The organism is Mariniflexile aquimaris, assembly GCF_042676825.1.
In the GTDB taxonomy this organism is placed as follows: domain Bacteria; phylum Bacteroidota; class Bacteroidia; order Flavobacteriales; family Flavobacteriaceae; genus Mariniflexile; species Mariniflexile aquimaris.
The window spans coordinates 91210-115778 of record NZ_JBHTIB010000014.1 but is presented as its reverse complement, the minus strand read 5'-3'; the positions used below and the strand labels follow the sequence as shown (position 1 = coordinate 115778).

General features: G+C 34.4%; 22 protein-coding genes and 1 other RNA gene. 9 read left to right on the top strand and 14 right to left on the bottom strand.

Annotation, left to right across the window (positions count from 1 at the left end; all coding sequences use genetic code 11):
- Window positions 1–50: 50 nt before the first annotated feature.
- From ACFQ0I_RS13880 to typA, 4 genes are all read right to left on the bottom strand, one after another.
- A complete protein-coding gene (locus ACFQ0I_RS13880) occupies window positions 51–1358 on the bottom strand; it encodes an O-antigen translocase (protein ID WP_379943248.1) in 1308 nt (435 codons plus the stop codon).
- Window positions 1359–1538: 180 nt separating this feature from the next.
- Window positions 1539–1772, bottom strand: a complete 234-nt coding sequence (locus tag ACFQ0I_RS13875; RefSeq protein WP_379943246.1) for a uroporphyrinogen decarboxylase — start codon at window positions 1770–1772, stop codon at window positions 1539–1541.
- A 7-nt stretch (window positions 1773–1779) separates the two neighbouring features.
- A complete protein-coding gene (locus tag ACFQ0I_RS13870; RefSeq protein ID WP_379943244.1) occupies window positions 1780–2571 on the bottom strand; it encodes a nicotinamide mononucleotide transporter family protein in 792 nt (263 codons plus the stop codon).
- A complete protein-coding gene (gene typA / locus ACFQ0I_RS13865; protein WP_379943242.1) occupies window positions 2543–4342 on the bottom strand; it encodes a translational GTPase TypA in 1800 nt (599 codons plus the stop codon). Before typA ends, ACFQ0I_RS13870 begins: the two co-directional genes overlap by 29 nt.
- A gap of 314 nt (window positions 4343–4656) precedes the next feature.
- On the opposite strand from typA, the gene kdsA reads away from it, so the two are divergent.
- A complete protein-coding gene (gene kdsA / locus ACFQ0I_RS13860) occupies window positions 4657–5475 on the top strand; it encodes a 3-deoxy-8-phosphooctulonate synthase (protein ID WP_379943240.1) in 819 nt (272 codons plus the stop codon).
- 44 nt (window positions 5476–5519) lie between these two features.
- Here kdsA and ACFQ0I_RS13855 read toward each other — a convergent pair whose 3' ends face one another.
- Window positions 5520–6308 (bottom strand): slipin family protein, encoded by a 789-nt coding sequence (locus ACFQ0I_RS13855; RefSeq protein ID WP_379943238.1) that lies wholly within the window; start codon window positions 6306–6308, stop codon window positions 5520–5522.
- A 127-nt stretch (window positions 6309–6435) separates the two neighbouring features.
- Here ACFQ0I_RS13855 and ACFQ0I_RS13850 point away from each other — a divergent pair, with 127 nt between their 5' ends.
- From ACFQ0I_RS13850 to ACFQ0I_RS13825, 6 genes are all read left to right on the top strand, one after another.
- On the top strand, window positions 6436–7044 hold the full coding sequence (locus tag ACFQ0I_RS13850) for a hypothetical protein (protein ID WP_379943236.1): 609 nt from the start codon (window positions 6436–6438) through the stop codon (window positions 7042–7044).
- Window positions 7045–7055: 11 nt separating this feature from the next.
- Complete coding sequence (locus ACFQ0I_RS13845) at window positions 7056–7346, top strand: hypothetical protein (RefSeq protein WP_379943234.1); 291 nt, start codon at window positions 7056–7058, stop codon at window positions 7344–7346.
- Window positions 7347–7393: 47 nt separating this feature from the next.
- Window positions 7394–7687, top strand: a complete 294-nt coding sequence (locus ACFQ0I_RS13840; protein ID WP_379943232.1) for a winged helix-turn-helix domain-containing protein — start codon at window positions 7394–7396, stop codon at window positions 7685–7687.
- A gap of 52 nt (window positions 7688–7739) precedes the next feature.
- Window positions 7740–9110 (top strand): cell envelope integrity protein CreD, encoded by a 1371-nt coding sequence (creD, locus tag ACFQ0I_RS13835; RefSeq protein WP_379943230.1) that lies wholly within the window; start codon window positions 7740–7742, stop codon window positions 9108–9110.
- A 134-nt stretch (window positions 9111–9244) separates the two neighbouring features.
- Window positions 9245–9550: a hypothetical protein gene (locus tag ACFQ0I_RS13830; RefSeq protein WP_379943228.1), complete on the top strand. Its 306-nt coding sequence runs from the start codon at window positions 9245–9247 to the stop codon at window positions 9548–9550.
- A gap of 3 nt (window positions 9551–9553) precedes the next feature.
- A complete protein-coding gene (locus ACFQ0I_RS13825; protein WP_379943226.1) occupies window positions 9554–9940 on the top strand; it encodes a ribosomal maturation YjgA family protein in 387 nt (128 codons plus the stop codon).
- Window positions 9941–9946: 6 nt separating this feature from the next.
- On the opposite strand, the gene ACFQ0I_RS13820 is transcribed toward ACFQ0I_RS13825, so the two are convergent.
- The 3 genes from ACFQ0I_RS13820 to ACFQ0I_RS13810 are packed head-to-tail and all read right to left on the bottom strand — an operon-like array spanning window position 9947 to window position 12407.
- On the bottom strand, window positions 9947–10729 hold the full coding sequence (locus tag ACFQ0I_RS13820) for an SDR family NAD(P)-dependent oxidoreductase (RefSeq protein ID WP_379943224.1): 783 nt from the start codon (window positions 10727–10729) through the stop codon (window positions 9947–9949).
- Window positions 10730–10754: 25 nt separating this feature from the next.
- Window positions 10755–11957, bottom strand: coding sequence for an NAD(P)-dependent oxidoreductase (locus tag ACFQ0I_RS13815; protein WP_379943222.1), 1203 nt, complete (start codon window positions 11955–11957; stop codon window positions 10755–10757).
- A gap of 12 nt (window positions 11958–11969) precedes the next feature.
- Window positions 11970–12407, bottom strand: coding sequence for a DUF1801 domain-containing protein (locus ACFQ0I_RS13810; protein WP_379943220.1), 438 nt, complete (start codon window positions 12405–12407; stop codon window positions 11970–11972).
- A 172-nt stretch (window positions 12408–12579) separates the two neighbouring features.
- On the opposite strand from ACFQ0I_RS13810, the gene ssrA reads away from it, so the two are divergent.
- Window positions 12580–12972, top strand: a transfer-messenger RNA (tmRNA) gene (gene ssrA / locus ACFQ0I_RS13805).
- A 100-nt stretch (window positions 12973–13072) separates the two neighbouring features.
- Entirely contained in the window at window positions 13073–16309 is a 3237-nt protein-coding gene (locus tag ACFQ0I_RS13800) for a WD40/YVTN/BNR-like repeat-containing protein (RefSeq protein WP_379943218.1), read from the top strand.
- A gap of 157 nt (window positions 16310–16466) precedes the next feature.
- On the opposite strand, the gene ACFQ0I_RS13795 is transcribed toward ACFQ0I_RS13800, so the two are convergent.
- From ACFQ0I_RS13795 to ACFQ0I_RS13770, 6 genes are all read right to left on the bottom strand, one after another.
- Window positions 16467–16907: a GNAT family N-acetyltransferase gene (locus ACFQ0I_RS13795; RefSeq protein ID WP_379943216.1), complete on the bottom strand. Its 441-nt coding sequence runs from the start codon at window positions 16905–16907 to the stop codon at window positions 16467–16469.
- Between the two features lie 20 nt (window positions 16908–16927).
- Window positions 16928–18229: a phosphoribosylamine--glycine ligase gene (locus tag ACFQ0I_RS13790; protein ID WP_379943214.1), complete on the bottom strand. Its 1302-nt coding sequence runs from the start codon at window positions 18227–18229 to the stop codon at window positions 16928–16930.
- Between the two features lie 165 nt (window positions 18230–18394).
- Window positions 18395–21382 carry a protein translocase subunit SecDF gene (gene secDF / locus ACFQ0I_RS13785; protein WP_379943212.1) on the bottom strand — a complete coding sequence of 996 codons (2988 nt, stop codon included), beginning with the start codon at window positions 21380–21382 and terminating at the stop codon, window positions 18395–18397.
- A 208-nt stretch (window positions 21383–21590) separates the two neighbouring features.
- A complete protein-coding gene (locus ACFQ0I_RS13780) occupies window positions 21591–22208 on the bottom strand; it encodes a hypothetical protein (RefSeq protein WP_379943210.1) in 618 nt (205 codons plus the stop codon).
- A 146-nt stretch (window positions 22209–22354) separates the two neighbouring features.
- On the bottom strand, window positions 22355–23275 hold the full coding sequence (gene mdh / locus ACFQ0I_RS13775) for a malate dehydrogenase (protein WP_379943208.1): 921 nt from the start codon (window positions 23273–23275) through the stop codon (window positions 22355–22357).
- 263 nt (window positions 23276–23538) lie between these two features.
- Window positions 23539–24555, bottom strand: coding sequence for a DUF6588 family protein (locus ACFQ0I_RS13770; protein ID WP_379943207.1), 1017 nt, complete (start codon window positions 24553–24555; stop codon window positions 23539–23541).
- Window positions 24556–24569 lie beyond the last annotated feature (14 nt).

Genomic DNA, 24569 nt, shown 5'->3' with positions numbered 1-24569 from the left:
ATTGTATAAAAACAGGATTTTATAAAATGCATTAAAATCTAAACAAAAGACTACTCTTCTACCTTATTGCTATCAACCCCAAAAAGCGAACTTCCAAATATGAGTAAAATAATGCTATAATACATAATATAACTAACAAAGTGCGCCAATACAGCGCCTTTTACACTATCGTAAATATCTATAAAATAAACGCTGGTAGCGTATAAAATGATAACCAAAAATGCTTCTGTTAATATATAATGCCAAAACATCTTTTTAGCAAGAAATTGGTAAGCGATTACCATGGATAATACTTTTAAAAAATCGCCCAGTAATTGCCATAAAAATAAATCTTCAACCGGTTGAAACTCTCCGGTAAACACCACTCTAACGATTACCGATCGGAGTAAATACATTAAAACCAATCCGCCTAATAAAAACGGCATGATGGTTTTATAAAAACCAAAAACTTCTTTTCGAAATTCTTTTACATGGTCAATCTCAGAAAATCTGGGTAGAATATATAACGCCATTAGGGAACTCGCTAACATTAAATAATACTTCGAAATTCTCGTCATTGCTTCCCAAAAACCAGCATCTTTATACCCAACATTATCTATAATATAAGAACGAATTGCTATGGCTACTAAAGGCATTATCACAGCTGTAAAAAGCGCCATAAGCGAGTAAGAACTCATTTTCTTTAAAAAGCTTAGACTTATACTATCAACTTTTATATAGGTTACGAGCGACCGTCTGTTAATGATACCAACTAATGTGATTAAAAATATCAAAGATTCGGCAATAACAACCGAAATTAAAGCACCATTAATTTTATTTTGATAGATTAAAAGCAAGGCAATTGAAACGCTTAAAATCTGACCTATAATATTAATTACAATAAGAATTTTATACTTTGCAAAGCCGTTCATTATTGAAAATGAAAACATATTTAAAGCATAAAAAGGCAATACAATGGCAAAAATCTTGATTACAAAAGCATAATTATTATAAACAGGAAATATTATCGTATTAATCTGTTCTGCATTAAAATAGCACAGAAACGACACCAAAATAGTTGAGACAAAACCAACATAAAAAATGGTAGAAAGGGTTTTGCTAAGTTCTACAACATCATCCTTAAAATCTGAAATATACTTTACAGCACCATTGTAAAAACCAAGTATCGAAACGGTTTGAAATGCACTAACAAAATTTTGTAAATTTCCTATTAAAGCCAATCCGGTAGGACCAATAAAGACAGCGATAGCTTTTGATGTTAATAAGCCTGCTATGATGCGCGTAATTACAGAAACAGTTTGTAACGACGTCACCTTAATTAACACATTTGTATTTATGTAGTCTATTAATTTTTTCAATTAATATGTGTTTTCTTATTATTGATATAAACCCATATAAAATTTGTAAATACGTATTTACAAATTATAACGACTTATTATATACTCAAATCCCTTCGAAGGAATCAAATATACAAAATCATTTTACGTATGAATATTTAATTCGATATAATACGCAGGGTTTAATACATGAATAAAAAATTATCCTATTCTTTTAAGAAGGTAATACACATTAATGCATAAAATAGCTGAATTAGTAATGACAATAGGCATCGAAATGGGCGCTAACATAAAACCATAAACAACAAAAAACAGGCAGCCAAAAGAGTTTATTATTCGTAATTTTATTACCGATTTCATTAAAAACGATACTAGCACTGTTGCCATAGCAGCATATCCAACCCATTCTACTAAGGCTATTCCCAATAATTCCATAATTAGTTTAATTTTTTATTTTAACATCTCCGTTAATTTTCCAATCAAAAAATGCCAAAATAGCGTTTAAAAGATAAAATATATACTTCACTACATTAGCAATGTTTCCTTGTATAGTATTCTTTATAAGCTGAGCCACGTTATAAAAAGACCAGGTTAAAAAAGTTTGTTCGTATTTGAATGCCGTACTAATATTTCCCACTAACGAAATACCAAAGATGATGGCAACAGAATGCTTAAAAATTACGTTGTCAATCGTAGTTCCAAATAAATAAAACCCCAGATACACGAGCGTATACGAGGTTAAAAATCCAACGAACACTAGCAGCCAATATTTGCCATCAATTTTCTTTATACGTTCGCCGTCATGCCATTTTTTAGTAGCTAATATGGCTATTGCAAAGGTTAATGGATACGTAATAATAGCTGAATGATTTCCAAACAAATAATCAATTACCCCCGAATTTACAGTAGTAAAAATCCCTATTAAATTTCCCAAATTACGCTGCTTTACAATAAGCCTTGCAGCTAATAATGAAATGACCGCACCTATGGTAGAAAGTAATCCTATTGGAAAACCACCTTTTGAAATATAATTGCTAAAATCACGAAGAGGAACTCCAAATTGAATTCCTCCCTGATAATATATGGTTTCGTGAAAATTATTATAAATACAAATACTCAAGACTAAAATTACACCTACAAAATCTATATATTTTGAATGGGTAATTTTTCTTAAAAGTACATTGTTTTGCTCTCGCAATACTTGGTTAGATACCTTTATTACGTTTTCTTTCAACTTCCGTTAAATAGATTTTACGTATACGCAAGTGGTTTGGCGTCACCTCAACATACTCATCTTTTTGAATATACTCCAACGCCTCTTCTAACGAGAATTTTATTGCTGGAATTATTCTAGCTTTATCATCGGCACCAGAAGAACGTACGTTACTTAACTTTTTAGTTTTTGTTACGTTTACCGTCATATCATCACCACGAGAGTTTTCGCCAATTACTTGTCCTTCGTAAATATCTTCACCCGGGTCAACAAAAAACTTACCTCTATCCTGTAATTTATCGATAGAATATGGAATCGCTTGTCCTTTTTCCATAGATACTAAAGAGCCATTCTGACGCTCTGGAATACCTCCTTTTAAGGGTTGGTATTCTTTAAAACGGTGTGCCATAATGGCTTCACCAGCGGTCGCTGTAAGCAATTGGTTTCTTAAACCTATAATACCTCTAGACGGAATCATGAACTGGCAAACCATACGGTCGCCTTTAGCTTCCATACTTAACATTTCACCTTTACGCATGGTAACCATTTCAATGGCTTTACCAGAAACATTTTCAGGTAAATCAATCGTCATTTCTTCAACTGGTTCACATTTAACACCATCAATTTCTCTAATGATAACTTGTGGCTGTCCAATTTGCATTTCGTAACCTTCACGACGCATGGTTTCTATTAAAACCGATAAGTGTAATACACCACGACCAAAAACCAAGAATTTATCAGCACTATCCGTTTCATTAACGCGTAATGCTAAGTTTTTCTCTAATTCTTTAGTTAAACGATCTTTAATATGTCGCGATGTTACAAACTTTCCATCTTTTCCGAAGAAAGGCGAATCGTTAATAGTAAACAACATACTCATAGTTGGTTCATCAATTGCAATGGTTTTCAAACCTTGTGGATTTTCAAAATCGGCAACAGTATCACCAATTTCAAATCCTTCTAAACCAACTAATGCACAAATATCTCCTGTTTGAACTTCATCTACTTTTTTACGACCTAAACCTTCAAAAATATGAACTTCTTTAATTTTGGATTTTACAATACTTCCGTTTCTTTTTACCAAAGAAATGTTCTGTCCGGTTTTTAATCCGCCACGTGTTAAACGTCCAATAGCAATTCGTCCTGTAAACGACGAGAAATCTAAAGATGTAATTAACATTTGCGTAGTTCCTTCCTCAATTTTTGGGGCAGGAATATGGGCAATCACCATATCTAATAAAGGCTCAATAGAATCTGTTTGGTTTTTCCAATCGTCGCTCATCCAGTTATTTTTCGCCGACCCATAAACGGTAGGGAAATCTAACTGCCACTCCTCTGCACCCAATTCAAACATTAAATCGAACACTTTTTCGTGCACTTCTTCTGGGGTACAGTTTTCTTTGTCTACTTTATTAATAACAACACATGGTTTCAACCCTAAATCAATCGCTTTTTGCAATACAAAACGGGTTTGTGGCATCGGACCTTCAAAAGCATCAACTAATAATAATACACCATCGGCCATATTTAGTACACGCTCTACTTCACCTCCAAAATCCGCGTGACCGGGCGTATCAATAATATTAATTTTAGTGTCTTTATATATAACAGAAACGTTTTTAGAAGTAATGGTGATACCTCTTTCACGCTCTAAATCATTGTTGTCAAGAATTAAATCACCAGTATTTTCGTTTTCACGGAATAACTGACAGTGGTACATGATTTTATCAACCAAGGTAGTTTTACCGTGGTCAACGTGTGCAATAATTGCAATGTTTTTAATATTAGCCATAATAGTGCCTTATTTTAAGCGTGCAAAGGTAATTATAATTAATGGATAAATAATGTAATATTTTTTTTTTGAGCATTCCCCTTTGTGGCTATCAAAAATACGAATAAAATTTAAGCTAACTCATTAAGCCACAAAGGGTCGCGCTATCCATTATAGCTTTTTCGCGCATAAGCGCGCGCAAAAAAGGCTGCCATTTCTCCCGATAACTATCGGGACGCTAATGCACCCACTTGCTAAGTACATTCAATTCAATTTAAAAAGTGATTATTTATATTGTACATTAATCTTATCTTTGCTGCATTAAAAATTAAGACATGAATCTTCAAGAAATTCCAAAAATAAAACATACGAACGCAAACAACTTTTTCCTACTATGTGGCCCCTGCGCCATCGAAGGTGAAGATATGGCCTTAAGAATTGCCGAAAAAGTAGTTTCTATAACCAATAAATTAGAAATTCCGTATGTATTTAAAGGAAGCTTTAAAAAAGCAAACCGTAGTCGTGTGGATAGTTTTACAGGCATCGGCGACGAAAAAGCTTTAAAAATTCTTAAAAAAGTGTCCGATACGTTTGATGTGCCTACGGTTACCGATATTCACGAAATATCAGATGCGCATTTGGCAGCACAATATGTAGACGTCTTACAAATTCCAGCATTTTTAGTGCGCCAAACCGATTTATTGATAGCAGCAGCACAAACTGGAAAAGTGGTGAACTTAAAAAAAGGACAATTCATGAGTCCGGAAAGCATGAAACATGCGGTGCAAAAAATATACGATTCTGGAAACAATAAAGCATGGATAACCGACCGAGGCACCATGTTTGGCTACCAAGATATGATTGTAGATTTTAGAGGTATCCCAACCATGCGTCAATATGCACCAACAGTTTTAGATGTTACACATTCGTTACAACAACCCAACCAAGTTGCTGGTGTTACAGGTGGAAGACCCGACATGATTGAAACCATTGCCCGAGCAGGTATTGTTAATAATGTTGATGGTTTATTTATTGAAACGCATTTCGACCCAGCAAACGCCAAAAGCGATGGCGCCAATATGCTACACCTCGATAATTTAGAAAAACTACTTACTAATTTAGTAGCCATAAGAAAACTTGTAAACACCTTTTAGATAATTTTAAAAGGTGTTTTTGAGTTCTCATTTATAGACATCTTTTATTTTTTAGCTTTTTTACCTTTTATCGCTTTTATAGCTTTTTCAGCTATATCAGGTTTTAAACCACGTGGCAACACTTCTTCAGGAAACGGAAACAGAATCGTTGAATTCTTTTCGGCCGCAATATTAGATAAGGTTTGATACAATCTTAATTTTATGGCAGATGGCGACTGGTCTATAAGTTTACCAGCTTCCAATAATTTTCCTGCTGCCTGCTCCTCAGCTAAAGCTAAAATAATACGCGCTCTTCTAGAACGTTCGGCTTCTGCTTGGTTTGCCATCATACGCTTCATATTTTCAGGCAATTGAATATCTTTAATTTTTACATCAATAATTTCAATACCCCAACCCTTGGTTTCTTCTTCTACTATATTTTTAATATTTTTACCCATCTCTTCGCGCTTCGATAAAATAGTATCTAATTCCACTTTACCACAAACATCACGCAACGCTGCCTGAGACAACTGGGTAATGGCAAAATTGTATTCTTCAACTTCCAGCACCGCCATTTCCGGATCTACAACTTTAAAAAACACCACACCATCAATACTACAAGGCACATTATCTTCGGTCATCACTTCTTGAGACACAATATTAATAGTAATAACACGAATATCTACTACCTGAATCGTATCCACCAATGGAATTATCCATCTAAAGCCTGGATTAAGGGTTTTAACATACTTACCAAACCGGAATTTTAAAGCACGTTTATATTCAAAAATAATACGGATACCCGATAATAGAAATACAATAATGAAAATCGAAAACAACAATTGAGGATTCATGACAACTTTATTTAATGTTAACAATCAGTGAATTAGTATATAAGATAATCAATTATTAGCAAAAAATAAAAATATACGTGATAATTCAAATAATTTTCATTTACTTTGTATTTCAAAGTACTTTTATATGGAATCAAACGATTATTTAAAAGATATCAGTGAAATTAAAAACATGATGAACAAATCGTCGCGTTTTATTTCGCTTAGTGGCCTATCCGGAATATTAGCCGGTATGTATGCCATAATTGGGGCGACTATCGCCTATTGGTTAGTTACCACATCGCAAAGAGGCTATCTTATATTAGACGGCCAAATTTTTAGAATTTGTCTATTTATTCTATCGATGGTGGCGCTTTTTAGTATTGTAACCGCCATTATTTTAACAACCAGAAAAGCCAAAAAGAACGGTGTTAAAATCTGGGACGCCACTTCCAAACGTTTGGTGGTTAATTTTTTAATTCCTCTAGTGGTTGGTGGCCTGTATATCTTAATAATTCTGGGACAGGAAAAATATGGACAAACCGGTGGATTAATGCTTATTTTTTACGGATTAGCCTTAGTAAATGCCTCAAAATACAGCATTGGCGATATTAGATATTTAGGATATATTGAAATCGTGTTAGGCTTACTGGGCGCTTTATATCCTGGTTATGGCTTTTGGTTTTGGGTTTTAGGTTTTGGTGTTATGCACATTATCTATGGTACTTGGATGCATTTTAAATACGACAGAAATTAAATTACGAGCAAATGAAGCCATCCAATAAAAGATTAATAGGCATTTTACTTTTTGTTACAATTTTGCTGGCAATCCCTTTAATAGCTATGCAATTCTCCAATGAAGTTAATTGGACCCTATCCGATTTTGTAGTGGCTGCCACACTCCTATTTGGTGCAGGTTTGTTACTCGAGCTTGTATTACGACACCTAAAAAAACCAAAGAATCGCATCTTACTAGTTGCAATTATTATAGTTTTACTGCTTATAATTTGGATAGAATTAGCAGTCGGAATATTTGGAACGCCATTGGCAGGAAGTTAAATTTTGAATGTATAAATAAGATTTCTGCCTTCGCGGGAATGACAAAAATGAGCATTATAAACAACATCAATAAAGTATTCGATCACAGAATTAGATTAGGCATCATGTCTATTTTAATGGTGAATGAGTACGCCGATTTTAACACCCTAAAAGAACTTTTAGAGGTAACAGACGGTAATTTAGCGAGCCATACTAAAGCATTAGAAACGGCAGAATACATAAAAATTGAGAAGCAATTTATAGAACGTAAACCAAATACGCGCTATAGCACAACCCATTTAGGAGAACTTGAATTTAAAAAACACATCGATGCCCTCGAAAAAATAATTAATAAACACTAAGCTTTTTTTTAATCTTTTACTTTGTATTTCAAAGTACTTTACATTTATCAACATGGAAAACACAAACACATCATCGCAAAACAAATTTGGCAACTGGCTAAAAACATCTATTACCGCAAGAATGCTTATGGTAGGTTTCTTGGTAATAATTCTACTAATTCCTTTAGCTTTCATCAACAACTTAATTAACGAACGTGCGCTAAGGCAAAACCATGTTATTAATGAAATAAATGAGAAATGGGGTAACCATGTATTGGTTTATGGCCCAATCTTAAAGATTCCCTACAAATCGTATTCTGAAACTACAACTTACGTTGAAAAAACAAAATCTTATTTAAAGGAAACCCAAACACATATTAATTACGCTTATATTTTTCCTGAAACGCTAAATTCAACTGTAAAAGTAAATTCCAAATCCCTAAATCGAGGTAATTTTGAATCGGCCGTATTTACTACTAATATGCACTTTTCGGGTGATTACATCCCAACAGATTTAAGCTTAAAAGGCATAAAACAAGAAGATCTCATCTGGGAAAAAGCCACTGTAATAATCCAAACTTCCAATTTAAAAGGCATAAAAAGCGAAATGCTTTTAAAACTTAACAACAACACCTACGCCTTTCAAACTAATTTTAATGAAGACTCAAACACGGAGCAACTAAATACACTGGAATCGGATTTTATAAAAGTAGACGATTTATCTAAACAAGACAATGCCAGTTTTAATATCGAGATGAATTTTAATGGCAGTAAACAAATAGAAATAATCCCGATAGGCAAAACAACCACCATGAGCATGACCTCCAATTGGGCAGACCCAAGTTTTATGGGTAACTATTTACCAAACGACGAAACCAAAAAAATATCGAAAGCGGGCTTTAAAGCAGATTGGAAAGTCTTGCATATTAACCGTGCCTTTTCGCAACAACATCTAAACAAAATACCAAATCTTAAAGAGTTTGCTTTTGGCACAAAATTTATGGTTATGGTAGACGAATATCAAAAAAGTGAACGCTCTGCTAAATATGGGTTTCTTGTAATCGGCCTAACCTTTTTGATATTCTTTTTAATTCAAACCTTAAGCAAAATTAATATTCACCCGTTTCAATATTTAATGATTGGGTTAGCACTAATCATGTTTTACACACTTTTAGTTTCCATATCAGAACACAGTAACTTTTTAAAAGCCTATTTAATAGCAGGAACATCGGTCATCGTACTCATCACCCTCTATTCAAAATCCATTTTAACAACATTTAAATTCCCTCTATTTATCGGGCTATCGCTCACAGCGCTATACACGTTTATCTACGTCATCATTCAGTTAGAAAACTATGCCCTTTTAGTTGGCAGCATCGGTTTATTCATTATACTATCGGCTGTTATGTATGTATCCAGAAAAATAGATTGGAACAACGGATAAATTTATTAATTAATTATATGGGCGTTACCCCCAGATCCCGATAACTATCGGGAGGGGGTCGCGCTTTTCGCTATATCTTTTTTTCGTGCCTCAAAAAAGGATGCCGCTTCAATCGCTAACGCAAAAACCAACCCATGAACATTTTTATAACAACAAGCAAAACCATAGCAGCAAGTAGTTTCATTATTGGAACCATCTTATTTGCCCTCCAATTATTTTTTCATCATTCTTACATACTAGTATATCCTGGAATCATCTTTATAATTGTAGCCGTCATTTTAAATACCATAGCTCTTTTAGGGTTGATAATTTACTTATTCGTAAATCCAAAAGAAAAACACGAAATAATAAAAACATGTGGCATGGTGCTTTTAAACATTCCCATAGCAATTGCTTATTCTATTATCCTTATTAATATAGAATTCCCATCAGAATTTTAATTTATGAAACTTCAATTCAACAAAACATATAGCGTCCTAACCTTATTACTTTTGGTCACTGAAGCATGTATAGCTATATTTTTAAAAACCGGATTTATACGCCATACGGTTGGCGATTATTTGGTAGTCATTTTAATGTATTGCTTTTTTAAAAGTTTTATAAAAGGCAATCATTTTAAAATAGCAATAATTGTATTAGCTATTTCTTTTATTGTAGAGTTTTTACAACTGGCTAATATTCTAAAAGCGTTAAACCTTCAAAACAGTCATATAGCAAAACTCATCTTAGGAAGCACCTTTCATGTATCAGATCTAATTGCCTATACCTTAGGAATACCAAGCGTTTTAATTTTAGAATACCAAATTAACACATTCAAAAATAACGACTAATGCAAATCACTCATTCCTGTTCTTATCTTGAATTTTTCGAACTATAGCAGTTGCTCTGTTTCTTGTTAAAAATCGAGGTAACACAGATAAAAATTTATTAAACTTCCCAGGAATGGCAACTGTTTTACCCTTTTTCATGGCATTATAACCATATAACGCCACTTTAGATGGGCAGGCCATATTAAAACGTATTTTATTGTCTACGGTGTTTTCTGAAACTACACTCTGAAATTCGGTGCTTGTAGGTCCCGGACACAACGCTGTTACCGTGATTCCAGTACCAATTAATTCGTTCGCAATGGCTTCAGAAAAAGACAACATATATGCTTTTGAAGCGTAGTAAATAGACATTAATGGTCCGGGTTGAAAAGCCGCCAACGACGACATGTTTAATATTTTACCAGAGCCCTTTTGCAACATGCCATCTAGAACTAATTTGGTTAAATGCGTTGTTGTTAAAATATGCAGATGCAACATATCCGATTCGCGTTGCCAGTCGGTACCAGAAAAGGTACCAAACAAACCGAAGCCAGCGTTATTAATTAACACATCTATGGAGACGGATTTAATCTCATTTAAAATGTCGTTAGCAACATTTGGCTTGCTTAAATCTTTAACTAAAATAGTAATCTGGCACTTATAAGTATCATGTAACGCAGATTTAACTTTTACAAGATTTGTTTCATCTATATCTACCAGTATTAAGTCGTAGTTATCTTTGGCTAATAAAACCGATAATTCATATCCCAACCCCGAAGCAGCACCAGTAACTAAAGCAGTTTTTGTCATCTAAATAATTTCAGCTTTAAAGTTATTACTTTCCGTCTACATAATCTTGTAAATACGCAAAACGTTCTGTTAATTTTCCGTTAGCCGTAATTTGGGCGCGTTTTAAAATACCATCTGCGTCGTTATTAAAAAATGCAGGAATAACATGTTGTAAAAACATATCTCCAAACCCTTCACTAGCATCTTTAGGAAGTTCACAGGGTAAATTATCGACTGCCATAACGGCAATAGCCTTTTCATTTTTATAGTCAACTTCACGTTCTGTTTGCGGATGGTATCCATAAATAGGATCTGCAATGGTTGATGCTCTTAAAGTTGTTGCCACTGGCCCATCGACATCGCAACTAATATCGGCCACTACTTTTATATTAAAATCGGGTGATTTTACATTGTCTCGGGTATATAAATAGGGTGCGCCATCACCATAAAAATGTCCGGCAATGTAGTAGTCGGTTACTTTTGCAAAACGCATAAAATCAGATTCATAGTCTTTAGGATTGTTGAAGAAATCGTACATATCGATTACTTTTCCATCTTTGCGCTTGTTATAGTCTAAAACATCTATTTTACAATATACTGGCTCGTTAAAAGTTTTGTTTAAATAATCGTTTACCGAAACACTTTTTATATGCATGGCATCCAACATTTCTTGAGCCCCATTCGCCACTTTACCGCTACCGGTTAGTAGAATTTTAATATTAGGAACAGAGATTTTATTTAATTGCTCGATTAACTTGTCTTGGTCATGTATGGTTTCTGCACGTGGTAAAACCCAGGAGTTAAATTTTAATCCCCAAGTTCTAAACCCATTGTAAACACCAACAATACCAGCATAACGACCAAACCCAATTAAGCGAATGCCTTTCTGGTTCACAATTGTTTCGTGGTCGTATAAATCGATATTTTTTTCTAAAACAGCTTTTAATAATTTTCTGTTGTAAGGCTGTTTTTTAATGGTATGCGAAAAGAAAAAATATTTTTTATTAGGAATAAGATGTTCTATTGGCACTTCTTTAACTCCTATGAGTACATCGCAATCGGATACATTATCCGTCACTTCAAAACCAGCAGCGCCATATTGCTTATCTGAAAACACACGAATATCGCTGGATTCTACTTTTATAATAGCCTCTGGAAATTGCTTTTTAAATGCTTTTAGTTTGGATGGTGAAAATACCACACGGCGGTCTGGTGGATTTTTTCGTTCTTTAATGATGGCGAATTTCATAGGTTTTATGTATTATGCTCCCAATAATGGTAAATATTTTCTTTTTTTATAGGTTAATGCCAGTAAAATGCACTGTTTTAATTCGGTTTCAGGAATGTCTTCGTTTAAATTAAACACAATGGCGCGTGTGCCTTCATAATTAAATTGATTTTTAAATATCGTTTTAAATGTTGGCACCAATTTAGAAGTGCATTTAAAATACATGGCGTATTGGTTCGGATTTTTCGGTTTCCAATCCATTCTTAAGGTGCTTCCGTATTTAGTAAGATAACTAGGTTCTCCCCATTTAAGGGTTTCCTCTAGTGTTTCAAGACCTTCTATTTGGTTTGCTGTATTTATAACCAAGTCTCTAAGATGCAGTAATTTGGTTTTTACCGCATCGGGATACGCATTAAACACCTCTTTAACCTTAGGATTGCTTAGCAACCTTATTTTACTATTGACTGACACAAATTTTTTGGTATAAATTTTGATTAAAAGTAATAGATTTTAAGCGGTAAACAAAGTTTTTTGATACCTTTGCTGCCCGCGTTAAGGGTTGAAGCGGCATCCTTTTGCTTTTGCAAAAGATACAGCGGAAAACCTGACCCATTAGGGTAACGCCAAAATAATAATACAATTTGGGGTCGACTGGTTTTGACAGCGAGATTAATTAAATTGTAAGCACGTCGTGTAATGACTTTGAAACACGTAAAAGGCTAGGTCAAAATTTAAACGGCGAGAATAACTACGCTTTAGCTGCTTAATCTGAATTATAGTAAGATGTGCCTAGTCCAACAAGGTTGGAAAGCTAAATGTCTCTTGAAAGCCTTGGTTAACGGCGTTCTTTTTGAGGCATCGTAAATGTTAACATAGAATGGGTAGTGCTTTGATGCCCATTTGAAACTAAAAAGCTAAGCTGTAAATAGGTTGTCTTTAACCAGTTTACAGTCGAAAAAACAAGAAAAGAATAAACGTGTAGAAAGCCTTTTGGTTACTTGTTTGGACCCGAGTTCGAATCTCGGCGACTCCACTTTTAAAACTCATTAAGTTAAGCGATTTAATTTAATGAGTTTTTTTTGCTTTTTAAGCTAAAAAATTAACTGTTTTGTTTAAATTTAAAAAAACAAAACTTCATGTTAAAACTAATCAATCCATTTATCTTTTTCTTTATTATTTGTTCACTTACTGCCCAAGAAAAAGAAAAAGATACCTCACAACTTGAATCTGCAATTTCTGGCTTAAAATTTAGAAGTATTGGTCCCGCTTTTATGTCTGGTAGAGTTGCCGATATTGCCATAGACCCAAACAATCAAAATATTTGGTATGTCGCCGAGGGCTCAAGTGGTGTTTGGAAAACCATTAACTCTGGAACCACATGGACTCCTTTAACTGATAAGGAATCCTTTTTTTCTACAGGCTGCATAACGATAGACCCTAATAATTCCAGTACCATATGGCTTGGTAGTGGCGAAAACGTAGGAGGACGACATGTTAGTGTTGGGCATGGTATTTATGTGAGCTATGATGGTGGAGAACATTGGCTAAATAAAGGCTTGAAAAAATCTGAACACATTTCAAAAATTATAGTAAATCCTAAAAATTCTCAAGAAATTTGGGTAGCATCACAAGGCCCTTTATGGAGTTCTGGCGGCGAAAGGGGTTTATACAAATCTATAGATGGTGGCACGACATGGAAACTAGTTTTAAGTAGTAATGAATGGACTGGTGTTACCGATATTGTTATAGACCCGAGAGATGAAAGAGTGCTTTACGCAGCAACCTGGCAACGTCACAGAAATATAGCCGCTTACATTGGTGGTGGTGAAGGTACTGCCCTTTATAAAAGCATCGATGGCGGAGAAACTTGGAATAAACTAAAACATGGCTTACCTAAAAGTGATATGGGTAAAATAGGATTAACCATTTCTCCTATAAACCCCGATGTTTTATATGCAGCTATTGAATTAGAAAGAAAAAAAGGCGCCATATACCGCTCTGATAATAACGGCGGAAGTTGGTCTAAAATGTCAAATACGGTTTCCGGTGGAACTGGTCCTCATTATTATCAAGAACTGGTAGCGTCTCCACATGTTTTTGATAAAATATATTTGATGGATGTTCGTGTTCAAGTATCTGAAGACGGTGGAAAAACATTTAACAACATGAAAGAAGCTGATAAGCATTCGGACAACCATAGCTTAACCTTTAAACCAGATGACCCAAATTACTTATTAATTGGGACTGACGGAGGCATTTATGAATCTTTTGATAATGCCGAGTCTTGGAAATATGTTAGCAATCTCCCTACTACACAATTTTACAAATTGGCAATAGATGATGCACAACCTTTTTATAATATTTATGGAGGCACTCAAGATAACAATTCACAAGGAGGGCCATCAAGAACATTAAGAACGGATGGCATTGCAAATTCAGATTGGTTTGTTTTACTGGGTGGCGACGGGCATCAACCTGCTACAGAACCCGGAAACCCTAACATTGTATATGCACAATCACAGCAAGGTTATCTGAACAGAATCGATAGAACCACAGGTGAAGCTACTTTTATTAAACCTCAAGAAGGAATAGATGAACCATATGAAAGAAATAATTGGGATTCTCCTATTCTTGTTAGTAACCACGACCCTAAACGACTTTATTTTGGCACACAGCGTGTATGGAGATCGGATAACAGAGGTGATAGCTGGAAACCTATTTCAGGTGATTTAACTAAAAATGAAGAACGCTTTACACACCCTATTATGGGAAAACAACAAAGTTGGGATGCCGCTTGGGACGTATATGCTATGTCCACTTATAATACAATCACATCACTTTCTGAATCTGCTTTGGATGAAAAAATCATTTTTGCAGGGACAGATGATGGCATTATACAGTATACCAGAAATGGTGGTAATACCTGGACAAAAATGCTAGTATCCAATTTACCCGGAGTACCGGCAACGGCTTTTGTAAATGATATTAAAACTGATTTACACAATACCGAAACGGTTTATGTGGCATTGGACAATCATAAATTTGGAGATTTCAAACCGTATTTATTTAAAAGTACAGATGGTGGTAAAACGTGGTTATCTATAACGATTGGTATTCCAGATAATGCTTTAGTATGGAGACTAGTGCAAGACCATGTTAACCCTAATTTATTGTTTTTGGGAACTGAATACGGCATTTATATTTCAATAAATCAAGGAAAAAGTTGGATGAAATTTTCTCAAGGATTACCTACTATTTCTGTTAAAGATTTAGCCATTCATAAAAGAGAAAACGATTTGGTTGCGGCCACTTTTGGTCGTGGCTTTTATGTTTTAGATGATTATAGTGCGTTGCGAGACATCAATGAGTCCTCAGTTTTAAAAGCACATTTATTTAAACCTAGAAAAGCGCTACAATACGAACCAATAAGTGGCGGCACATCTAGTCAGGGTGCAGGATATTTTACTGCTAGCAATCCAGAATTTGGCGCATTAATTACCTATTACCTACCAGAAGGTTACACCAGTAAAAAAGCTAAAAGACAAAAATCTGAAAAGACTTTAAAAAAGGAAAACAAAAATATTCCATTTCCTGGTTGGGATGCTTTAGATAAAGAAAATAATGAAATTGAAGCAAGTATTAGTTTTATTATCAAAAATGCCAATGGTGATTTTGTAGATAAAATTGAAGGCGTTAATAAAAAAGGTATAAATCGCACTGCGTGGAATTTAAAAAAACAAATAATTGCTTCTGTTGAAATTGAAAAAATAGACAAACCTTCTTCAATAAATACTTTTGTAGAACCTGGTACTTACAATGTAACCATGTATGAAGATGTAAATGGCAACGTGAAGCAATTAGGAATTACCCAATATTTTGAGGTAGAACGCATCAGACAGAATGTGCTTGAAAATCCTAATAAAAATGAGATAGCTGGTTACATAAAAGATTTAACGGCTCTTAAGTTGAATGTTAATACTATGACAAATCGATTTAATGATGCTTCAAAAAAAGCAACAGCTTTTAAAAAGGCTCTCAATTATATTACCAAAGATCCTGGTGCTTTGGAATTAGAGGTCAACGCACTTCTAGAAACCATGCAAAGTTTAAAACAATTGTTAAATGGATATGCGTCAAAAGATGAAGTAGGTGAAAAAGACACACCAACTTTAAGTTCTAGGATTTCTGTTGCACAAACAGGTTTAAACAGAGGCACCTATGGTCCAACCAAAATGCACATGGAAAGCTATGAAATAGCTAAAGAATTATACAATAGGTTAAAACCTAAAATGGACCAATTTATTTCAATAGATATTCCTAAAGTAGAAAAACTATTAATGGAAGCTGGTGTACCGATTATAAGATTAGATTAACCTATTCTACTCTGACAGTTAAGCTAAATATTTTTTAAAAGCCTTTTGCTTACTTGTTTGGACGAAAATTCGATTCTTTCCGCCTCCAGAAAAAATCCTGTTAATTAAAATTTACAGGATTTTTTTATTGTGATTATTGGTAATTTTAATGGCATTATTATTCGAACGTATAAAGCACTTCCTCTAAGCCATTATTATTTAATGTTTTTATTCGCTTGAAACCATTTTTAACGTAAAAAGCCTCTAATTTTAAGTCTTCAATTGTTAACCAAAATTTCTGGTTTGTATATGCCTTCTTCAGATTGTCTAACCAAATAGAACCTAAATTCTGTTGTCTTCTTTCTTCAATAACAAAAATAAATCCAACATATAAATAGCCCTGATTAATCCATGTTTCTGCTTCATCTTTATCATATAACATATCTGGAGGGCAAGTAGAAAATACCAAACCACCAGCGATTATTTTATTATTGTCTATAAGCAAATAACCTTTAGTTGTTTCTTTATAATTATCCCAAAATGGTACAATCCCGTCTTGCCAGTCTTTTGGAAGTATATTAAAAAATGAAGTGAAATTGGTACAAGCTTCGAAAGTCATATTAACCTTTAATAAGTGTTTTACAGTAATCCCCAAGACCAAAGTTTATCTGAATCTTCGGACCAGCGATCGCCAATATCGGTACGGTAATAGCCATTATTGATTATTACATTACTAATTCTGTTATACATCATTTTTTGGGCATCTTTCATGGTAATTCCCGTTCCGGTTACTAACACGGCAATTCCCGTATTTCCGGTAATAAGCCACTGATCGTTTACCTTTTTTAAATGCATGGGATGTACACCTTCTTTTTCTTTTCCATTTTTTTTAAATACCACTACGGCATCTTTAGAAAACAGATTAAAGGTTTTTTTATCTTCATAAGGAAACGGTGGCACCACAATAAAAGCGCCGACCTGAAACCCTTTTTTGACATTAATTTTGAATTTTTGTTTGCTTGCTAATTTATAAAACAACTCTCCTATAGGTTCGTTAATGCCTGCGCGCTGAATAAATATTTGTGGGTATCCGAAACGCGATGTAAACTCCAACGGAAAAATGCCATTCCCATTTACAATGCAGTTAATATCTATATGCCCAATAAAATTATGTTTAGCGAGGGTGTTTTGAAATTTTAACAAGGTAGCTTCGAAGATGGGAGAATCTTTAGTCCAAAACATACTGGTTCCCATTTCACCGGTAGAAACACCCAATTCTTTCGGGAAAAGTTTTTTGTGCTCGAAGGTGATATTAACGGGGTAAATAAATTCGTTGCCATTAAAAAATGCGGCAATGGATACTTCGACTCCTTTTACGCGTCTTTGCAACTGAAAGTTACCAAATTCGTCGCCCCAAGACTTTTCATAAGCTCTTAATACGCGAATAACATCTAACCCCTCATCGTCACTTCCAACAAACAACAATTGTTTGAGTTCTTGTGTTTCGCCACAGGGTTTAATAACGTAGGTATTTGGATGTTTTTCAATATATTGAATGGCATCGTTAAATGAGGTAAATTCTTCAGAAGGAATGACTTTAATTTTATGTTTCTTTAATTCAGATTGTCCAAAATTCCGATCTAATTCTAACTTATCTGTGTACTCTGTTCCCCCAATAACCAGCTTACCATTTTTTCGAAGTTCACCAGCAATTTTACCAAAACCTGTATAATCGAAAACAATAACATCGGCCCAATCTACATGTTTTTCCCATTGGGTTACTTTTTGTACGAAACCATAGCCTATTTCTTTAGAAGGTTTGTCGTCGATATACATTTTAACTTCGTGACCTTCTAATTTTATGGTATTAATAATATCTAAAGATTCGCCCCAACGCGAAACAAAAAGGAATTTTTTAGATAATGATGGATTTGTTCTCACAAGGGTATAAATGTTTTAATTGAAGTCTTATAATTCTAATCAAAAGTATAGAAATTAGCCGCTTGTTGTATATACGACTTTAAGTATATTTTTAGTTTTGTTTGATGTAAAAAAAAAAGCCCATCAACATTATGTTGATGGGCTTGTTAAAACTATAATTTTTACTTAGCTTTTCTTTTCTTTACGCTTGTTTGCTTTATCCAGCGTATCGTACATTACTGGTGTCGCAATAAATAAAGAGGAATACGTACCTACCACAATACCAACGATTAATGCGAACATAAATCCTCGTATAGATTCACCTCCAAAAATAAAGATCGCTAATAACACCACCAGTGTTGTAGACGAAGTATTTAAGGTTCTACCTAACGTACTGCTTAAAGACACATCTACCACTTTATCTAAACTCCAGCTGGTATGCTCGTTAAAATATTCTCTAATTCTATCGAATACAATTACCGTATCGTTTAACGAATATCCAATTACCGTAAGAATAGCGGCTATAAATGCCTGATCTATTTCCATACTAAATGGCATAAACTTATAAGTTAACGAGAATACCCCTAACACTATCAATACGTCGTGGAATACGGCCAATACCGCTCCAAGCGAAAACTGCCATCTTTTAAATCGGAATAAGATGTATAAGAACACAACGATTAACGATCCTAAAATAGCCCAGAATGATGCTTGTTTAATATCATCGGCAATTGTTGGACTTACTTTGTAGTACTTCATAATTCCAACCGTTTTTGTATCGGAATCACTAATGAAATCTTCGTAAGACACACCACTTAAATGAGGCTGTAATGTTGTGTAAAGCATTTTTCTAATCGCTTCATCGACATCTGAACCTGTTTCGTTCACTTTATATTTAGTAGTGATTTTTAACTGATTATCTGCTCCAAACGTTTTGGCATCGGCACTTCCAAAAGCACCAATTAAAGTCGAGGTCATTTCTGAAGCACTCACGTCCTGAGGAAAACGCACTTGATAGGTTCTACCTCCAACAAAATCGACACCTTGATCTAAACTATTGGTAAATAAAGATCCTAAACTAACAATAATAAAGGCCCCAGAAACTATATAGGCTACCTTACGTTTTTGTAAGAATTTAATATTGATGTTTCTGAATAAATTCTTAGTTAATGCCGTTGTAAAATCTAGTTTACCTCCTCTGTTTAAATACCAATCTACTAATAATCTTGTGATAAATATAGCGGTGAATAAGGATGTGAAAATACCGATTAATAAAGTGGTAGCAAATCCTTTAATAGGACCTGTTCCAAAAATAAATAGTATTAATGCGGTTAATCCTGTAGTAATGTTCGCATCTAAAATAGATGATAAGGCATTGCTAAATCCGTCTTGAACAGCTTCTTTTTGCCCTTTACCTTTGGCGATTTCTTCTTTAGTACGCTCGAATATAATTACGTTCGCATCCACCGACATACCAATGGTAAGTACGATACCCGCAATGCCGGGTAGCGTTAAGACCGCGCCCAGACCAGATAATATACCAAAAATTAAGAGGATATTTAAAATCATGGCAACATCGGCATAGCCACCTGCTTTACCATAATATATAATCATCCAAACTAATACCAATACCAAAGCAATCATAAACGACAACGTACCGCTTTGGATGGCTTCTTTTCCTAATGATGGTCCAACAACTTCACTTGAAATGATATCGGCGCGCGCTGGTAATTTACCTGCACGTAACACATTTGCTAAATCGACCGCTTCATTTAATGTAAAAGTTCCTGAAATTTCAGAACTTCCTCCAGAAATAGGTCCTGTAGTTACCCCTGGTGCAGAATACACAACGTTATCTAAAACAATGGCAATCTGACTTCCTTGCGTATACGCTTTACCCGTCATTTCTTCCCAAATTTTAGCGCCTTTGGCATTCATTTGCATAGAAACGGTTGGTTTTCCTGTTTGTCCGAATGCATTACGAGCATCGGTTACTACATCACCACTTAATTGCGGAATATTATCTCTATTACCTACAAGTCCGTATAAATCAACAACTTCACTGTCTTTTTCTGGCTTACCGAAAGCGAATTTTACATAACGCATTTCTACAGGAAGTAATGCTCTAACCTGTGGTAAGTTTAAATAGTTTAAAACGGTTTCTTTATCTTTAATTTCGAACTGCGCAATCACAGGACCGCCTTGATACCCTTGTCCGCGAATTAAATCGAATAACGGATTTACTGTAGTTACTGCTGTAGAATCTGTTGCAGCTTCTCCTAATAAATCATCAATAGTATCGCTTTTTGCACTTTCATCATCTTGACTTTCAGCTTTTCCTTTTGCTGCTTTTGCATCTACTACGCCTTTTAAAACCTCATTGGCTTCCGCTAAAAAGCTAAAGAATTGCTCACCTTTATAAGCATCCCAAAATTCCAATTGAGCCGTACTTTGTAATAATTGTGTTGCACGCTCCACATCTTTAACACCAGGTAATTCTACTAAAATTCTTCCTGAAGTTCCTAAACGCTGAATAGTTGGCGATGTTACACCAAACTCGTCAATACGCTTACGTAATACCTCGAATGCAGAAACAATCGATTCATCAATTTTAGTTTCGATGACTTTCTTCACCTGATCATCTGTCATGGTACCAACAATGTCACCATCTAAAGATTTGGTGTAAAAAATATCTGGCGATGCTAATTTGGTATTCCCCTTGATTTTATCAAAAGCGATGAAAAAATCTTCCAAATAGGTGTTTTGACTATTTTTCTGAATTTCTGTGGCATCGTCTAAAGCTCTATTAAAAACAGGGTTTTTAGTATTATTAGCCAATCCTTTTAAGATGTCTTTTACAGATACCTGTAAAATAACGTTAATACCACCTTTTAAGTCAAGACCTAAATTCATGGCTTTCTCTTTTACATCGTTATAAGTGTATTTTGCAATACCGATGTTAAAAACAGTATCGACCGCAATCGATTCTAAATATTTTGCTTCTTCCTGACTTCTTAAAGCACGGTAATCTGGTACCGACTCGTCGTATTTACTAATAGCTAGCTCTGACGCTTTTCTTTCTAATTGGTTTGCTTTAAATGTAAACGACAATTGATAAATACTTACCAATCCGAATAAAAGTGCAAACAATTTTACTAATCCTTTATTTTGCATTGTTCTGTTATTTATGCTAAACAGCGAACGTATCCTCTATTTAACAGTTTGTTTTTTTTGGTTATTATTGAGTTATGTTAGTCTAAAAAATACTCCAAGTTAAACGCGTAACTAAGATTATTTTTATGCTTTTAAAAATGATTTGAATTCGTTGTGAGGTTATAATGACAGCTGATTCCTTATAGAATTAGATCCCATTATTATTGACTTAGGCAGTAGGTCCTGCGCGACCTTCGGGAATGTTGCCCGATGAATTATCTAGGGCTATTGCAATGGTATAATATAATTTAAAAGCTACTGTTACCGAGGCATCATCTTCCTGATTATCTAATTCATTGTTTAAAATGATGACATTTGGATTATAAAACCGATCGTAGTCTTGTTTAAAGCTTAATACACATTTTCCTCCCAAGCCAGACTCAGCATCCGTGCTTTTGTGAAGTTCATAAATATCAAACTTATAGGTTTTGGTCTTTTTATTTGACGGATTATTAGAAGAATCATCATCCTTATCATGCGATTCTAGACCTATTTTGAAGTTTTTATCCTTAGAAAGAATTTCTTTGATACTTGCTACATCTGAAGCACTATAATAAGCTATTTTATAGTAGCCGTCTTTTAATTCTTTTACTCGAACATTAGTAATACCAATGGCTTGTAATTGTACTTTTAGCTGCGAAATAGTAGTTTCAATATCATCAGACGTTATATTAACATCTGTGAAATTTAATGCAATTTCCTGATTAGGTTCAGAAAATTCATTCTGATACACCCCTAACAGTGTAAATACAATTAATAAAGCACCAAAGTACCATTTCGTTTTCATGCGCCAAATATATGTTTTTTAGTTATAAGTGCCTAAAGTATTTAAAGTAAAAAGTGTCTAAAATTGTAGTTTCATACAAGCTTAGACACTTTAGAATATTTATACCTTTAGTGCACCTTAATTACAGCTCACTTTAGGCACTTATTTTACAACAAATCGTTAACAGCTTTAACACCAGCTGCACTTTCTACCATGTTCGCTTTTTCGGCATCATTTAGTTTAATGTTGACAATCTCTTCAATACCATTTTTACCTAAAATAACTGGCACACCAAGACAGATATCGTTAAATCCGTACTCCCCTTCTAACAATACAGAACATGGGAATACTTTTTTCTGGTCGCAAGCTATCGCTTGTACTAACGAGCTTACTGCTGCGCCTGGAGCATACCATGCCGAAGTACCTAATAATTTTGTTAATGTTGCACCACCAACTTTAGTATCTTCTTTAACTTGGTTTAATCTATCAGCGCTTAAAAATTCTGAAACAGGCACCCCATTTCTTGTTGCCAAACGTGTTAATGGAATCATACCAGTATCACTATGACCACCAATTACCATACCGTCTACATCGCTAATAGGTCCGCCTAAAGCTTCTGCTAATCTGTATTTAAAACGCGCAGAATCTAAAGCACCACCCATACCTATAATTCTGTTTTTAGGTAAGTTGGTTGATTTATGCACTAAATACGCCATAGTATCCATAGGGTTACTAACCACAATAATTATAGTGTTTGGTGAATATTGAATTAAACTAGATGAAACTGTTTTTACAATACCTGCATTAATACCAATTAATTCTTCGCGTGTCATACCTGGTTTACGTGGAATACCAGACGTTATAACGCAAATATCACTATCGGCTGTTTTGCTATAATCGTTTGTAATACCTGTAATTTTAGTATCGAAACCATTTAAAGATGCTGTTTGCATTAAATCCATGGCTTTACCTTCGGCATAGCCTTCTTTAATGTCTAATAAAACAACTTCTGAAGCGAAATTTTTAATGGCAATGTACTCTGCACAACTGGCACCTACGGCTCCTGCACCTACTACTGTTACTTTCATGTCTTAAATTTTAGTTTTTTATTTATATAAATATTGTGTATTGTGATAACCTTTTTGCACATATAATTTACTGGCTTACAAAATTGAATTTATAAATGTTTAAATTATATGATTTTAGTCAGGCAAAACTACAAATTTATCTGCTCTAAATAAAAAAAGTGCAGGATTAAATCATGCACTTTTTAAATAACTAAACACTAAACTAACTAAAACTAAACAATTAATATATATGAAAATAATTACATGTTCTTAAAATATGGTTTTTATCTAAATCCAAAGTTTATACCTACTGAAAAGGCATCAAATTCAGACAAATGGTATTCGGCATTTAATCTAAAAAAACCTAATTTCAGCTTCGTTCCAATGGTTCCTCTTACTGAAGCAACTTCACTAGAAACCGAGAACGGATCTACAATATCTTCTGATGTTAAAATGCCGTTAGAAACACGGTAGGTTCCCAGCATATCGGAATCTGAGGTTCCTTTAATATAACCTATACCACCATAAAAATTAATAATAGGTAATTTTGTAGAGGCAATCAACTGAAACAACCAGGTATCTGTGGCATTTTCTAAACGCTGATTTTCTCCTTGAATTCCAGAAGAATTCGTAAGATTATAAGTGGCATCTAAATGCGTATAAGCAACTAATCCAGAAATAGCAACAGGCAATAATTTATCTGCAGGCAACCATTTTGTAAATTCGTGTTGTAAACCAACGCCGTACATATTTAAAGTGACATCATCGGTATCTATTTTTGGAACATAACGCGCCTTAATTTCTGTACCTTTAAATAAACCAATCCCAGCTTGTATAAAGGCACTTGGCACTAAGTTAACATTGGCTTCTGCCAATCCTGTTGGCAAGGTAATTTCTTCTGTTTGACTCCCGAAAATAGGGTCATCATACGTAATCTCAACAATAATTTCCGGATCATTGTGTCCTAAAACAGTGGCAACGTTCTGAGAACTCGCTCCTTGTTTAAATCTCACATTATTGTACAAATCAGTATTCATTAAAAATGATTTACCATCGTCTTTCACAGAAGCGGCATTGGCTATAATTGAAATTTCGAAACCACCTAAGGGTTTTGATTCTCCAGAATTAAACCAGTTGGCATTCATGCTATGCATCAGTCCGTTGGTTCCCGGAGCTAAATAATCATTCGCAAATCGCTCTGCATCTTCCACCCCAGCGGCCAGAAGTGCGTCTAAATCATTTTGAGCTTGTGTAGAAATTGTTGCGATACACAACATCAGTAATAGGGCAATCTTTTTCATTAATTTATGGATTT

Bases quoted from the DNA above. Each gene is read 5' to 3' on its own strand.
- ACFQ0I_RS13830 (WP_379943228.1), top strand. From the start codon at position 9,245: ATGAACATTTTTATAACAACAAGCAAAACCATAGCAGCAAGTAGTTTC.
- ACFQ0I_RS13850 (WP_379943236.1), top strand. From the start codon at position 6,436: ATGGAATCAAACGATTATTTAAAAGATATCAGTGAAATTAAAAACATG.
- ACFQ0I_RS13815 (WP_379943222.1), bottom strand. From the start codon at position 11,957: ATGAAATTCGCCATCATTAAAGAACGAAAAAATCCACCAGACCGCCGT.
- ACFQ0I_RS13795 (WP_379943216.1), bottom strand. From the start codon at position 16,907: ATGACTTTCGAAGCTTGTACCAATTTCACTTCATTTTTTAATATACTT.
- kdsA (WP_379943240.1), top strand. From the start codon at position 4,657: ATGAATCTTCAAGAAATTCCAAAAATAAAACATACGAACGCAAACAAC.
- ACFQ0I_RS13820 (WP_379943224.1), bottom strand. From the start codon at position 10,729: ATGACAAAAACTGCTTTAGTTACTGGTGCTGCTTCGGGGTTGGGATAT.
- creD (WP_379943230.1), top strand. From the start codon at position 7,740: ATGGAAAACACAAACACATCATCGCAAAACAAATTTGGCAACTGGCTA.
- mdh (WP_379943208.1), bottom strand. From the start codon at position 23,275: ATGAAAGTAACAGTAGTAGGTGCAGGAGCCGTAGGTGCCAGTTGTGCA.
- ACFQ0I_RS13825 (WP_379943226.1), top strand. From the start codon at position 9,554: ATGAAACTTCAATTCAACAAAACATATAGCGTCCTAACCTTATTACTT.
- ACFQ0I_RS13855 (WP_379943238.1), bottom strand. From the start codon at position 6,308: ATGAATCCTCAATTGTTGTTTTCGATTTTCATTATTGTATTTCTATTA.
- ACFQ0I_RS13770 (WP_379943207.1), bottom strand. From the start codon at position 24,555: ATGAAAAAGATTGCCCTATTACTGATGTTGTGTATCGCAACAATTTCT.
- typA (WP_379943242.1), bottom strand. From the start codon at position 4,342: ATGGCTAATATTAAAAACATTGCAATTATTGCACACGTTGACCACGGT.
- ACFQ0I_RS13840 (WP_379943232.1), top strand. From the start codon at position 7,394: ATGAGCATTATAAACAACATCAATAAAGTATTCGATCACAGAATTAGA.
- ACFQ0I_RS13780 (WP_379943210.1), bottom strand. From the start codon at position 22,208: ATGAAAACGAAATGGTACTTTGGTGCTTTATTAATTGTATTTACACTG.
- ACFQ0I_RS13845 (WP_379943234.1), top strand. From the start codon at position 7,056: ATGAAGCCATCCAATAAAAGATTAATAGGCATTTTACTTTTTGTTACA.
- secDF (WP_379943212.1), bottom strand. From the start codon at position 21,382: ATGCAAAATAAAGGATTAGTAAAATTGTTTGCACTTTTATTCGGATTG.
- ACFQ0I_RS13875 (WP_379943246.1), bottom strand. From the start codon at position 1,772: ATGGAATTATTGGGAATAGCCTTAGTAGAATGGGTTGGATATGCTGCT.
- ACFQ0I_RS13800 (WP_379943218.1), top strand. From the start codon at position 13,073: ATGTTAAAACTAATCAATCCATTTATCTTTTTCTTTATTATTTGTTCA.